At 58.9% G+C, this 12,334-nt stretch carries 13 protein-coding genes and 1 pseudogene; 4 read left to right on the top strand and 10 right to left on the bottom strand.

The window, feature by feature from the left end:
- Positions 1-59: 59 nt before the first annotated feature.
- The 6 genes from IGW03_RS14380 to IGW03_RS14355 form a co-directional block, all read right to left on the bottom strand.
- A complete protein-coding gene (locus tag IGW03_RS14380; protein WP_194723254.1) occupies positions 60-785 on the bottom strand; it encodes an ABC transporter ATP-binding protein in 726 nt (241 codons plus the stop codon).
- On the bottom strand, positions 785-1,555 hold the full coding sequence (locus IGW03_RS14375; RefSeq protein WP_194723253.1) for an ABC transporter ATP-binding protein: 771 nt from the start codon (positions 1,553-1,555) through the stop codon (positions 785-787). Before IGW03_RS14375 ends, IGW03_RS14380 begins: the two co-directional genes overlap by 1 nt.
- 9 nt (positions 1,556-1,564) lie before the next feature.
- Entirely contained in the window at positions 1,565-2,785 is a 1,221-nt protein-coding gene (locus IGW03_RS14370; RefSeq protein WP_194723252.1) for an ABC transporter permease subunit, read from the bottom strand.
- Between the two features lie 17 nt (positions 2,786-2,802).
- The gene (locus IGW03_RS14365; RefSeq protein ID WP_194723251.1) at positions 2,803-3,732 is read right to left on the bottom strand and encodes a branched-chain amino acid ABC transporter permease; all 930 of its coding nucleotides are present in this window, start codon (positions 3,730-3,732) and stop codon (positions 2,803-2,805) included.
- A 694-nt stretch (positions 3,733-4,426) separates the two neighbouring features.
- Positions 4,427-5,365: a 4-hydroxy-3-methylbut-2-enyl diphosphate reductase gene (ispH, locus tag IGW03_RS14360; protein WP_194723250.1), complete on the bottom strand. Its 939-nt coding sequence runs from the start codon at positions 5,363-5,365 to the stop codon at positions 4,427-4,429.
- Between the two features lie 92 nt (positions 5,366-5,457).
- Entirely contained in the window at positions 5,458-5,913 is a 456-nt protein-coding gene (locus tag IGW03_RS14355) for an FKBP-type peptidyl-prolyl cis-trans isomerase (protein ID WP_194723249.1), read from the bottom strand.
- A gap of 180 nt (positions 5,914-6,093) precedes the next feature.
- Here IGW03_RS14355 and radC point away from each other — a divergent pair.
- The 3 genes and pseudogenes from radC to rpmG all read left to right on the top strand — a co-directional run bounded on the left by radC (position 6,094) and on the right by rpmG (position 7,356).
- Positions 6,094-6,769 (top strand): annotated as a pseudogene (radC, locus tag IGW03_RS14350) (RadC family protein).
- 159 nt (positions 6,770-6,928) lie between these two features.
- The gene (rpmB, locus tag IGW03_RS14345; protein ID WP_194723248.1) at positions 6,929-7,165 is read left to right on the top strand and encodes a 50S ribosomal protein L28; all 237 of its coding nucleotides are present in this window, start codon (positions 6,929-6,931) and stop codon (positions 7,163-7,165) included.
- 23 nt (positions 7,166-7,188) lie between these two features.
- Positions 7,189-7,356 (top strand): 50S ribosomal protein L33, encoded by a 168-nt coding sequence (gene rpmG, locus IGW03_RS14340; protein ID WP_088708878.1) that lies wholly within the window; start codon positions 7,189-7,191, stop codon positions 7,354-7,356.
- Between the two features lie 510 nt (positions 7,357-7,866).
- Here the strand turns inward: rpmG and IGW03_RS14335 are convergent.
- Both IGW03_RS14335 and IGW03_RS14330 read right to left on the bottom strand, forming a co-directional pair.
- Positions 7,867-9,060, bottom strand: a complete 1,194-nt coding sequence (locus IGW03_RS14335; RefSeq protein ID WP_194723247.1) for a DesA family fatty acid desaturase — start codon at positions 9,058-9,060, stop codon at positions 7,867-7,869.
- A gap of 109 nt (positions 9,061-9,169) precedes the next feature.
- Positions 9,170-10,246, bottom strand: coding sequence for a mechanosensitive ion channel family protein (locus tag IGW03_RS14330; RefSeq protein ID WP_228535527.1), 1,077 nt, complete (start codon positions 10,244-10,246; stop codon positions 9,170-9,172).
- Here IGW03_RS14330 and IGW03_RS38055 point away from each other — a divergent pair.
- Positions 10,241-10,471 carry a hypothetical protein gene (locus IGW03_RS38055; RefSeq protein WP_228535525.1) on the top strand — a complete coding sequence of 77 codons (231 nt, stop codon included), beginning with the start codon at positions 10,241-10,243 and terminating at the stop codon, positions 10,469-10,471. The genes IGW03_RS14330 and IGW03_RS38055 overlap by 6 nt on opposite strands.
- 32 nt (positions 10,472-10,503) lie before the next feature.
- Here the strand turns inward: IGW03_RS38055 and IGW03_RS14325 are convergent, their stop codons facing one another.
- Entirely contained in the window at positions 10,504-11,079 is a 576-nt protein-coding gene (locus tag IGW03_RS14325; protein WP_194723245.1) for a phospholipase D family nuclease, read from the bottom strand.
- Positions 11,076-12,332 carry an RsmB/NOP family class I SAM-dependent RNA methyltransferase gene (locus IGW03_RS14320; protein ID WP_194723244.1) on the bottom strand — a complete coding sequence of 419 codons (1,257 nt, stop codon included), beginning with the start codon at positions 12,330-12,332 and terminating at the stop codon, positions 11,076-11,078. The genes IGW03_RS14325 and IGW03_RS14320 overlap by 4 nt, the downstream gene beginning before the upstream one ends.
- Positions 12,333-12,334: the final 2 nt, after the last annotated feature.

Genomic DNA, 12,334 nt, shown 5'->3' with positions numbered 1-12,334 from the left:
CCGGCAAGGCGGTTTTCGATATGCGAAATCCGAAAGGCTTTCGCTTGGCTCCGGCTCGGTCAGCCTTCGCCGAGATAGGCTGCCTTGACCTTGGGATCGTCGAGCATGTCGCCGGCATTGCCGCTCATGGTGATCAGGCCCGATTCCATCACATAGCCGCGGTGTGCAGCCTGCAATGCCAGTTTCGCGTTCTGCTCCACCAGGAGGATGGTCACGCCCTGCGCCGATACGTTGCGCACGACTTCAAAGATCTTCTCGACCATGATCGGCGACAGACCCATCGACGGCTCGTCCAGCAGCAGCAGCTTCGGATGGCTCATCAGCGCGCGCGCCATGGCCAGCATCTGCTGTTCGCCGCCGGACAATGTGCCCGCCAACTGGTTGGCACGCTCCTTCAGGCGGGGGAACACTCCGAACCACTTGTCGATATCCGCCTGGATGCCGTCCTTGTCATTGCGGATGTAGGCGCCCATGAGCAGATTCTCGAGAATCGTCATGCGGGTGAACACGCCGCGGCCTTCCGGCACCATGGCCAGGTTCTTCTTTACCAGCGAAAACGAGGTCGTGCCCTGGATCGGCTGGCCGGAATACTGGATCTGGCCTTCGACCCGGCAGCCCGGCAGGGTATTGGTAATGGCCTTGAGCGTGGTGGTCTTGCCGGCGCCGTTGGCGCCGATCAGCGTGACCAGTTCACCCTTGTTGACTTCGAGGTCAACGCCCTTGACTGCCTGGATGCCGCCGTAGGCAATCTTCAGGCCGCTGACCTTCAGGATGTTTTCGTTCATTAGTGCCCTCCTCCCAGATACGCCTCGATAACAGCCGGGTTGCTTTGCACCTCGGCCGGCAAGCCTTCTGCAATCGGCTTGCCGTAATCGAGCACCGTCAGGCGGTCGCAGAGACCCATCATCAGTTTCACATCATGTTCGATCAGCAGGATGGTCCTGCCTTCCGCCTTGATCTTGACCAGCAGTTCGCGCAGGGCCAGCTTTTCGGTGGCATTCATGCCGGCCGCCGGTTCATCGAGCGCCAGCAGCTGCGGGTCGGTCGCCAGTGCACGGGCAATTTCCAGGCGGCGCTGGTCACCGTACGACAGATGCCTTGCGGTGCGGTGCGCAAACTTGGCGATGCCGACGAAGTCGAGCAGTTCCATTGCGCGCTGGCGGATTCCGGCTTCCTCTTCGCGGGCTGCCTTGTGGTGGAACACCGCGCCGAACACGCCCTGCTTGGTGCGCACATGGCGCCCTACCATGACGTTCTCGAGCGCCGACATCTCGCCGAACAGGCGGATGTTCTGGAAGGTGCGCGCGATGCCCGCCTTCGCCACTTCATGCGGCGCGGAAGGCGAATACGGCTTGCCGTCCAGCTCGAACGTGCCGGTATCAGCCTGGTACAGACCGGTGATCACGTTGAAGAACGTGGTCTTGCCGGCGCCGTTGGGGCCGATCAGGCCGTAGATCTGGCCCTTCAGGATCTTGATGTTGACGTCCGACAGTGCCTGCAGGCCGCCAAAGCGCTTGTTGACGCCAGCAATCTTCAGAATGACTTGTTCGCTCATTGTTTTTCCTTATGCAGCCAGCGCAGTAGGTTCTTTTTCGTCCAGACGCTTCTTGGCATTGGCATCCATCCGGTCTTCATGCTTCGGCGACGGCCACAGGCCTTCCGGACGGTAGAGCATGATGACGACCATGGCCAGACCGTAGAGCAGCTGGCGCAGCACTTCGGCATCGATCAGCACGGTGCCGAACAGCTGGCGCTGCACCGGCTCGACCACATGGCGCAGCACTTCCGGCAACGCGGCGAGGATCACGCCGCCGAGCACGACGCCGGGGATGTGTCCGATACCGCCCAGCACCACCATGGCCAGCACGGCGATCGATTCGGTCAGGGAGAACGATTCGGGGGAGACGAAGCCCTGGAACGAGGCGAACATCGCGCCGGCGATTCCGCCGAAGGATGCGCCCATGCCGAACGCCAGCAGCTTGATGTTGCGGGTATTGATGCCCATTGCCTTGGCCGCGATTTCATCTTCGCGGATGGCAATCCAGGCACGGCCGAGACGCGAATGCTGCAGGCGAATCGAAATGAAGATGATGACCGCGCAGAGGAACAGGAACAGGAAGTAATAGGCATTGACCGACGGCATGCCCCACTCTCCGAAGAACACGGTGGCGCGCGAACCGGGTTCGCCGGCCAGCGAGACGCCGAAGATGCGGATCGGGTCGATCATGTTGATGCCCTGCGGACCGTTCGTGATATTGACCGGCGCATTCAGGTTGTTCATGAAAATGCGGATGATCTCGCCGAAACCCAGGGTCACGATGGCCAGGTAGTCGCCGCGCAGTTTCAGCGTCGGAGCGCCGAGCAGCGCGCCGAAGAAGGCTGCCAGAGCAGCGCCCAGCGGCACGATCAGCCATACCGACAGGTGGATGCCGTTCTGCGCCGCCTCCTCGCCGACTATCCATCGCAAGGCCTCGCCTACCGCCGGATAGTTGTTGACGAAGGATTCGAGCACGCTGGCAAACTGCGGCGATGCCAGGAGGCCGGTCATGTAGGCGCCGAGCGCGTAGAACGCGATGTAGCCCAAGTCGAGCAGGCCCGCCATCCCCACCACGATGTTGAGACCGAGCGCCAGCATGATGTAGAGCAGCGCCAGGTCCATGATGCGGACCCAGGAATTGCCGAAGTTCGATGCAATGAACGGGAAGGCGATCAGCGCGATGCCGAGGATGGCAAAGCTGGTGTAGGCCTTGCGCGGATTGTGTTTGACGTCAAATAGTGTCGACATGAATCTCTCCTTTACGCTTAGGCACGATCCGCAACGCGTTCACCCATGATGCCGGACGGACGCAGTGTGAGTACGATGATAAGCACGACGAATGCAAAGATGTCCTGGTAGTGGCTGCCGAGGAAACCGCCGGTCAGGTCGCCGATGTAACCGGCGCCGAGGCTCTCGATAATGCCGAGCAGAATGCCGCCCACCATCGCGCCGTAGATGTTGCCGATGCCGCCGAGAACCGCAGCCGAGAAGGCTTTCAGGCCGGGAACGAAGCCCATGGCGAACTGCGCCGACGCATAATTGGCGCCCCACATCACGCCGGCCACCGCGGCCAGTGCCGCGCCGATGGCGAAGGTCATCACGATGACCTTGTTGGAATCGACGCCCATCAGGCCGGCGACGCGCGGATTTTCCGCAGTTGCCCGCATCGCGCGGCCCATCCGGGTGCGTTCGACCAGGAGAACCAGGGCAAGCATTGCGGCGGTTGCCAGGACGAGCAGCATGACCTGAGTCGGCGAAATCAGCGCGCCGCCGATGGTGAACGGTTCGGCCGGCATCACTTGCGGGAACGGGATCGGGTTACGGCCCCAGATCATCATCGCGAAGGTCTGCAGGAGGATCGATACGCCGATCGCGGTGATCAGCGGCGCCAGGCGCGGCGCGTTGCGCAGGCGGCGGTAGGCCACCCGTTCGATGATCACGTTCACGAGTATGCAAACCGGGATGGCACCGATGATGGCGATGCCCAGTTTGACGATGCCCGGCAGGTCGGGGGCGACCGATTGCACGATCTTGAGAATCGTGATGCCGACCATCGCCCCGATCATCAGCACGTCGCCATGAGCGAAGTTGATCAGGTTGAGAACGCCGTACACCATCGTGTATCCAAGCGCGACCAGCGCATACATACTGCCCAGCACCAATCCATTGATGATTTGTTGGATAAAGGTATCCATAGTTTGCCTACTCTCTATAAGGAACGTTCAAATCGTTTTACAACATCACTGCCATATTTCATCTGCGATACGGCACGGCCTTTCAGATAACAAAAACGGCACCCGGATGAGATCCTCTCGGGTGCCGCTCGATATTCCCAGTGTTTATCGGATAAGGCATGCCGCGTTCTTGCGAGTGGCCGGGGCGTAAGTCTTGTGCATGATCGTGTCTCCTGTTCCTGTCTCTGGTAAAAACTTTTTGTAGTTGTATGCAGCCTTGTGAGCCCACCCGAATCGGGCGGCATTATACCCAACATGTTCCAGAAAGAAATGTCCGGATCGTGCCTGAATGTTTTTATTTAGCGACATCAGGCACAGAAATAGACTCTTTCTTCTACTAACTCCGGATTCCCGCAGTCCCTGATCGCCTCACCGGCGATCTCTCAAGGATTGCGCCGGTAAACCGCCGGGAGTATGGCAGGAATGTTTACGTTATATCCAAAAACGCGAAGACTTTTTGGATATTTTCAAGAGTGCGAAGAATGTAGGAGGTGCCGGGAAGGCGGCAGGCGTGTCGCTTTTGGCAGATTGCATCCTGCTATCCTCGCAGGCTGCAATAATAACTAGGAAAGTAGAAAACAATCGATGGAAAAAAAGTGGGTGGTCTGAATTAAATTCCGGACAGCGCGGAAGAAAAAGACCACGGCCGAAATGGTTACGGCCGCGCTCCCGTCAGACCCTTCGGCAGAGGGAACGTGACGTTTTCCTCGACGCCGTCCAATGCCTTGACACTCTTGGCGCCGAGCGCCTTGAGACGGTTGATGACTGCTTCCACCAGCACTTCCGGGGCCGAAGCGCCGGCGGTCACGCCGATGCGGCTCGCGCCTTCGAGCCATGCGGGATCGATTTGCGAGGCATTGTCGACCATGTAGGCATTCGCGCCCTTTTTCTGAGCAACTTCGCGCAGGCGGTTGGAGTTGGAGCTATTGGGGCTGCCGACCACGATGACGACGTCGACCTGGGGCGCCATGAACTTGACCGCTTCCTGACGGTTGGTCGTGGCGTAGCAGATATCGCCCTTCTTGGGCTCTGCGATCAGGGGAAACTTGCGCTTGAGGGCGGCAATGATGTCGGCCGTATCGTCGACGGACAGCGTCGTCTGGGAGACATAGGCCAGCATGTCGGGATGGCGCACCTGCAGGGACTCGACGTCGGCGACGGTTTCCACCAGATACATGCCTTCGTCGGCCTGCCCCATGGTGCCTTCGACCTCGGGATGGCCGTCATGGCCGATCATGATGATTTCGCGCCCTTCCCTGCGCATCTTGGCGACTTCGACATGAACCTTGGTCACGAGAGGACAGGTTGCATCGAAGATGCGCAAGCCGCGCGCCGCAGCCTCGGCTTGCACCGCCTTGGATACGCCATGGGCGGAAAAGATCACGGTATTGCCTTCCGGGACGGATTCCAGTTCTTCGATGAAGATGGCGCCCTTGCGGCGCAGATCGTCCACGACATAGGCATTGTGCACGATCTCGTGGCGGACATAGATCGGCGCTCCGAACTGCTCCAGCGCGCGTTCAACGATGTCGATGGCGCGATCAACGCCTGCGCAGAATCCGCGCGGCTGTGCAAGCAAGATTTCCTTGTCCATTTTCCCTAGCTCTGCATGCTCCGGAACCGGGTGTCCGAAGTGTCTGTATCCGTATGGTTGTTCTTATCCGTGATGCCGCAATAGCTGCAGCATCAAAGAATACCGATGATCCTGACTTCGAATTTTACCGACTGGCCGGCCAGGGGGTGGTTGAAATCGAACAAGGCGCTTTCGTCGTCGATCGATCGCAGGACGCCGGCAAAGCGGCCCCCGCTGGGCGCGGAAAACTCAACCAGATCACCCACCACGTATTCTTCGCCGAAGTTGGAATTCTCGGTCAGCGTCGCGCGCGATACATGCTGGACGAGCTCCGGATTGCGCGGGCCGAAGGCCTTTTCGGGCGGCAGTTCAAATGTCTGATGCGCGCCTTCCGGCAGCCCGATCAGGCAAGCTTCGAGGAAGGGTGCAAGCTGGCCGGTACCGAGCTGCAGGGTCGCAGGCTTTTCTTCGAATGTACTAACGATGTTAGTACCATCCATCGCTGCAAGACGGTAATGCAGAGTCAGGTAGGCGGATTCGGTGACGACTGGTGTGGTGGAGGTTTGCATGGGAATTCGAAAATCAGGTGTCAGCCCGCTATTGTAAGCGACGATTCTCTTTCGGCTGATGCCGGTGCTGTTGCACTCCTCGGGTCCATGATCCCCGAAATCGCAAGAAGTTGCATTTTATTCAACTTCAGCCACTATAATTGCCGTTTTTGTTTACAGAGCAAGGATGGCGACCACACCATGGCAATCAACCATTGGCCGGAAGAGCAGAGGCCGCGCGAACGGCTGATACGTCACGGGCCGCAGCAACTGTCGGATGCGGAACTGCTTGCCGTATTCCTCAGGGTCGGTGTCAGCGGGAAAAGCGCGGTTGACCTGGGACGCGACATGCTCAAGCATTTCGGCTCCCTGCATGCCTTGTTCACCGCTTCGCTGGACGAATTTTCCCTCGTCAACGGCTTGGGGCCAGCGAAATATGCGCAGCTCCAAGCCGTCCTGGAACTGGCGCGGCGCGCCATCGGCGAGGAGCTGAAACACGGGGAAGCTTTCGGATCGCCGCAGGCAGTGAAGCAGTACCTGCAGTTGACGCTGTCCAAGAAACCTCATGAGTCATTCGCCGCCCTCTTTCTGGATGTGAAGAACCGCCTCATTCACGCGGAAGAATTATTTCGCGGCAGCCTGACACAGGCCAGCGTGTATCCCCGCGAAGTCGTGAAGGCGGCTCTCTCCCATAATGCCGCCGCCATCATCGTTGCGCATAACCATCCCTCGGGAACGCCGGAACCTAGCCATGCCGACCGGGCTCTGACCCAGACCCTGAAGCAGGCGCTGAACCTGATCGATGTGCGCTTGCTGGACCACTTCGTTGTGGCCGGCAGTCAGGTGTACTCTTTTGCGGGAGCATGGCGAAATCTGAGCGAGCCTTGGAATTCTAAAAGCCGCACTTGTAGCCCGGAAAATGTTAAATCTCCGCGAAATTGCGAGACACAGTTAATTTTCGCAAGTCATTGAAAAAGAAGATATTTCTGGATATACTCTCGTTTTTCCAAATTTGGATAATTTTAAGGAGTAAGCCATGGCACGTGTTTGCCAAGTCACCGGGAAAGGGCCGATGGTCGGCAACAACGTTTCCCATGCCAACAACAAGACCAAGCGTCGCTTCCTGCCGAACCTGCAGCGTCGCCGCTTCTTCGTTGAATCCGAAAACCGCTGGGTTTCGCTTCGCCTCTCCAACGCCGGTCTGCGCATCATCGACAAGATCGGCATCGACGCTGTGCTGGCCGATCTTCGTGCCCGCGGCGAAAAAGTCTAAGCGGAAATTACTAGGAAACTATCATGGCAAAATCTAACCGTGACAAAATCAAGCTGGAGTCCACTGCTGGCACCGGCCACTTCTATACCACCACGAAGAACAAGCGCACCATGCCGGAAAAAATGTCGATCATGAAGTTCGACCCGAAGGCACGCAAGCACGTGGAATACAAAGAGACCAAGATCAAGTAATCTTGTCTCGGCACTTACAGCAAGTCTGTATCTGCACCAGCAAAAAGCCGTTCACTGAACGGCTTTTTTATTTTCATCTCCGGTTTCCCCGGCAGGCTGCTGACGCAGCCGCTTGGAATCGACCGTTCAAGCAGGCCGAATTAGAGCGCATTCGGCCTGACTGGCCTGTCGATCCCGGCTGATTTGCCAGCGGCACTGCGTTGTGTGGGGACGCCGAGTCCTCCTTGCCATGGCCCGCCATGTCGCGTCACCACGCCTTGTTCCGCTGGCAAATCACCTCGGCCTCGCCTAGTCCAGTCAGGCCGAATGCGCTCTAGAGGCTGAGGCAACCGACGCCGCTTCATGCCAAAACCTTCCTCTTCAATTCTGCCGCCGCCCTGTTGCAACTCCTGGTGCAACGACCGACAGGCAGCCAGGCAGGAGCCAATAAAAAAAGCGCAGCCTTTGTCGGGCTGCGCTTTTGTTTCTATTTGATTCAGGCGTTACCGAAACCTGAAGCCAGGTTCTGAATTACACGTAACTGCGCAGGCGAAGCGAAAACTCTTGCAGTGCACGGATGCCGGAGGCTTCCGCCCTTGCGCACCAATCCTGCAGTTGATGCAGCAGCTGCTCGCGGCTGGAATTCGACCGTTCCCAGATCGCGGCAAGTTCCACCCGCATTTCATGCATGGTCTGCAGTGCCTTGCTATGGGCAAACAATTCGCTCAGCTGCTGCTTCTGGGGCGCTTCCAGTTTCGCCGGTTCGCGCTGCAGCAGCTTCTTGGACGATTTCAGGAACTTCGACTCCAGCTCTGCCTTGCCGGTCAGGTGCTGCATTTCATCACGCCATGCGCGCTTGAGCGACTTGGCATACTTGGCCATAACGTCGTAGCGGTTCGAAATCACGGACTGCAGCGTATCGAAGTCGGCCACCCGTTTTTCGGGGTTGAACTTGGGTTCCGGCGCCACCTTCTTCACCTTCGCCAGGCCGAAGGTTTCAAGAATGCGGATATACATCCAGCCGATATCGAACTCATACCACTTGGACGAAAGCTTGGCCGACGTGCCGAACGTGTGATGGTTGTTGTGGAGTTCCTCGCCGCCGATGATGATGCCGAGCGGGAAAATGTTGGTGGCCGCGTCGGCGCACTCGTAATTGCGGTAGCCCCAGTAATGGCCGATGCCGTTGATGATGCCGGCCGCCGTGATCGGGATCCACAGCATCTGCACTGCCCATACGCTCAGGCCGATCACACCGAACAGGAGTACGTCGATGATGAGCATCAGGGCCACGCCCTGCCAGGAGTATTTGCTGTACAGATTGCGCTCGATCCAGTCGTCAGGCGTGCCATGTCCGTACTTCTCCATGGTTTCCTGGTTCTTCGACTCGGCGCGATAGAGTTCGGCGCCTTCGAGCAGCACCTTCTTGATGCCGCGCGTGACCGGGCTGTGCGGATCCTCTTCGGTTTCGCATTTTGCATGATGCTTGCGGTGAATCGCGGCCCATTCCTTGGTTACCATGCCCGTAGTCAGCCATAGCCAGAAACGGAAGAAGTGGCTGGGAATTGCATGCAGTTCCAGTGCCCGATGCGCCTGGCAGCGATGCAGATAGATTGTGACGGCTGCGATGGTGATATGCGTCAGGATCAGCGTACACGCAACGATCTCCCAGCCGCTTGCAGAAGCGAGTCCGTTTGACAAGAAATGAAGCACTGCGTCAAGCATGGTGGTTTCTATGATAAATACTCCTGGTTGATGACGGATTCCGGTAGACGCCTTTGTTTTTCTTGCAAAAACAAGAGCCTATCTGCAATCTGGGGCAGATTGTACGCTGTTATGGCGCTTCGGTGACCGGCATTTTCGCTGAAATCCTGTTGTCAATTCCAGGTGGTAGATCAAGGATTCGGATTTCATGTTGCGGATAGGGAATATGAATTTGGTGTTTTTGCAACGCCTTCCAGATGGCCCGGTTCAGATCAGACAGCACATTGCCCCGCCCGTTCTCCGGATCCGCGATCCAGAACCCGACTTCGAGCTCGAATCCTTCCGGATCGAAGCGCGCCAGCAAGGCTTGCGGCGCTGGCGTCTTGAGAATGCGCGGAACCTGCCCTGCCACACTTTCCAGAAGGCCAAGAACCTGCTCCACGTCGGTCTGATAGCTGATCCTGACACGTGTGGCCAAGCGCAGCGAACGGTCGGTCAGCGAATAATTCTGGACCGGCGTCGACAGCAGCATATCGTTCGGCACCACCGTTTCCACGCCGTCGAAGCCCCGCACGATCGTATAGCGGGTATTGATCTGAGTAACCTGGCCGAAATACTTGTCGACATTGACCACGTCGCCGATCGCAAGGCTGCGCTCGATCAGGATGACGAATCCTGATACGTAGCTGCTGACGATCTTCTGCAATCCCAGACCCAGACCGACGCCAAGCGCGCCGCCAAAGACGGACAGCACGGTCAGATCGATGCCGACCAGGGAAAGGCTGATCAGGACGGCGAGCAGAATCAGCACCGCCTTCCCCATGCGCGCGGTCACCACCCGCAGGGAGGAATGCACGCTGTCCATGCGCATCAGGCGCTCTTCCAGAGCGGCGCCGGCCCACATGGCAAACATCAGGGTGATGGCCACCGACGCCGCCGCCTGGAAAACGACCAGCAGCGAGGCCTTGTGCCGCCCGACGGGAATGGTGGTGATTTCCAAATAAGCGACAAGGTCGGGCCACAGTCCGGTGACATACAGGGTCACGCCCACCCCCACCACGGTGGCGAAGACCTTCTCGGCAAGCAGCACGATGGCGCCGGTCTCGCCGCCGCGCGCAAAGACACGGCGCAGCACGTAGAAGACCAGGCGAATCAATGCAAACGAACCCACCAGCGGCAGCGCCACCCGCAGCAGATTCACATGCATCCATCGTTCAAGCAGAAACTTGGAGAGAAGCAAAAGGCCCAGGGCCAGGAGCGGCCACAGGACAGGTCCGAAACTTTCGACACCAAGCCGCATGACACGGCGCTGAACGTCGCGCGCAGCGAGACGCTGCCGAACCAATCTTGCAAGCAGCCAGCCTATGCCCAGACTGCCGATCACGGCAACGATCTGCCAGAGCAGGTTCGGATCGTGCAGATCCGTCCATAAGTCGGACAACAGGCTGGAAAGCAGGTTTTGTCTCATTTCTTGTAAGGGCTTGCGTCGTTGCGGTGTCGTTCCCAGTTTTGCGCGTAGCGTGCGGCCAGCTTGGGATTGTCTCTTGCTATCAGCAGATTTTCCGCATTCTTGTGCTGCGCCGTCCAGGTGAAATTGAAGCTGCCGGTCATGACGATGGCTCGGGAAGTCCCGGCATCGATCACGATGACCTTGTTATGCGCATTCTGGTATTTGGTCTCGATCCAGACCGGTATGCCGGCCGATGCAAGCCGCGGCGCGGTTGATGATTCAACCCTGTCCAGCTGGTCGCCGTCGACCAGGACCCGCACATCGACGCCGCGGCGGTGGGCTGCGATCAGCGCCGCCGAAATCTTCTTGTTGGTCAGCAGATAAGCCTGAACAAGGATTTGCCGCCGTGCCGTACCGAGCGTATCGACGATGGCTTTCTCGATATCGTCCCACGGCGCAAACAGCGGTTGCAGCGTGCCTTCGGCGGCGACGGTGACGGGGACAGGAGCATCCGCTGCAGGACTCTTTGCACCGGCCGCTGTCGAAAAAACCAGCGCCAGCGCCGATACGGCAAGTGCGCCGAACTTCATTTGTTCCTGACGAATACCGCGGCGAAGAAACCGTCCGTCTGGTGAACTTGCGGTACGAGCTTCAGGTAATCCTGCATGTCCAGGGCAATCTTCTGTTCTGCGAGAACGTCGCGCATCGGTACCAGCGAAAAGCCTTCGTTGGATGCCAGGAACTGCTGCGCAATCGCCTCGTTTTCCTCGTCCAGCAGGCTGCAGGTTGCATAGACGAGCCTGCCGCCCGGCTTGACCAGGCGCGCGGCGCTGGCAAGGATGGACGCCTGCTTCACGGTGAGTTCGGCAACCGTCTCGGGAGTCTGCCTCCATTTCATGTCGGGATTGCGGCGCAGCGTGCCGAGGCCGCTGCATGGCGCATCGACAAGTACCCGGTCGATCTTGGCCACGAGGCGCTTGACCTTCGCATCGTTTTCATGCGCGATGACGACCGGATGCACATTGGACAAGCCACTGCGCGCCAGCCGCGGCTTGAGCTTGGCCAGCCTCTTCTCGGACACGTCGAACGCATAGAGGCGCCCGGTATTGCGCATGGCGGCGCCCAAGGCAAGCGTCTTGCCGCCTGCGCCGGCGCAGAAATCAACCACCATTTCGCCGCGCTTGGCGCCGAGGATCAGCGCAAGCAGCTGGCTTCCTTCATCCTGCACCTCAATGGCACCTTCCTTGAACAAGGGCAGATTCTGCAGCGCCGGCTTTTTCGGCACGCGGATGCCCAGCGGGGAATACGGCGTCGGCTCGCAGAGGATCGGCGCCTTGGCCAATTCTGCGATGATGTCTTCACGTTTCCAGTTCAATGCATTCACGCGCAGATCCAGCGGCGCCGGACGATTGAGCGCATCGGCAAGCGCGAGCGCGGCCGCTTCGCCGTCGCGGGCAATCAGCTTGTCGAGCAGCCACTGCGGGAAATTGGCGCGCAGGTTGACCGGCAGGCTACTGCGGTCGATCTGAGCAATCCGGTTCAGCCATGCCCCTTCCTCTTCCGACAGGCCCGCGAGCGCATCGGCGCCCACCGTTTCGCCCAGGCCCAGCAAGACAAGGCGGCGCATGGCCGGTCCATGGCCGGACTCGGAAAAGCTTGCATAGGCCAGCTTGTTGCGCAAGACCGCATAAACGCCCTCCGCAACGGCGTTCCGTTCGCGCGATCCAAGCTTGGGATGCTCGCGGAAGTAGCGGGACAAAATGACATCGGCAGGGCCGGTAAAGCGCATGACTTCACGCAGCACGTCTTCAGCGGCGCCGATAACGGCAGGATGCAATCTCATGG

This window comes from Noviherbaspirillum malthae, assembly GCF_015352985.1.
Lineage (GTDB): Bacteria > Pseudomonadota > Gammaproteobacteria > Burkholderiales > Burkholderiaceae_D > Noviherbaspirillum > Noviherbaspirillum malthae.
Note: the sequence above shows the minus strand (reverse complement) of the source record. Positions and strands in the feature narration are given on the sequence as shown.

Excerpts from the sequence above, each read along its gene's own strand:
- rpmG (WP_088708878.1), top strand. The coding sequence starts at position 7,189 with ATGGCAAAATCTAACCGTGACAAAATCAAGCTGGAGTCCACTGCTGGC.
- IGW03_RS14380 (WP_194723254.1), bottom strand. The coding sequence starts at position 785 with ATGAACGAAAACATCCTGAAGGTCAGCGGCCTGAAGATTGCCTACGGC.
- rpmB (WP_194723248.1), top strand. The coding sequence starts at position 6,929 with ATGGCACGTGTTTGCCAAGTCACCGGGAAAGGGCCGATGGTCGGCAAC.
- IGW03_RS38055 (WP_228535525.1), top strand. The coding sequence starts at position 10,241 with ATGCATCCATCGTTCAAGCAGAAACTTGGAGAGAAGCAAAAGGCCCAG.
- IGW03_RS14370 (WP_194723252.1), bottom strand. The coding sequence starts at position 2,785 with ATGTCGACACTATTTGACGTCAAACACAATCCGCGCAAGGCCTACACC.
- IGW03_RS14335 (WP_194723247.1), bottom strand. The coding sequence starts at position 9,060 with ATGCTTGACGCAGTGCTTCATTTCTTGTCAAACGGACTCGCTTCTGCA.
- IGW03_RS14325 (WP_194723245.1), bottom strand. The coding sequence starts at position 11,079 with ATGAAGTTCGGCGCACTTGCCGTATCGGCGCTGGCGCTGGTTTTTTCG.
- IGW03_RS14355 (WP_194723249.1), bottom strand. The coding sequence starts at position 5,913 with ATGCAAACCTCCACCACACCAGTCGTCACCGAATCCGCCTACCTGACT.
- IGW03_RS14320 (WP_194723244.1), bottom strand. The coding sequence starts at position 12,332 with ATGAGATTGCATCCTGCCGTTATCGGCGCCGCTGAAGACGTGCTGCGT.
- IGW03_RS14330 (WP_228535527.1), bottom strand. The coding sequence starts at position 10,246 with ATGCATGTGAATCTGCTGCGGGTGGCGCTGCCGCTGGTGGGTTCGTTT.
- IGW03_RS14375 (WP_194723253.1), bottom strand. The coding sequence starts at position 1,555 with ATGAGCGAACAAGTCATTCTGAAGATTGCTGGCGTCAACAAGCGCTTT.
- ispH (WP_194723250.1), bottom strand. The coding sequence starts at position 5,365 with ATGGACAAGGAAATCTTGCTTGCACAGCCGCGCGGATTCTGCGCAGGC.
- IGW03_RS14365 (WP_194723251.1), bottom strand. The coding sequence starts at position 3,732 with ATGGATACCTTTATCCAACAAATCATCAATGGATTGGTGCTGGGCAGT.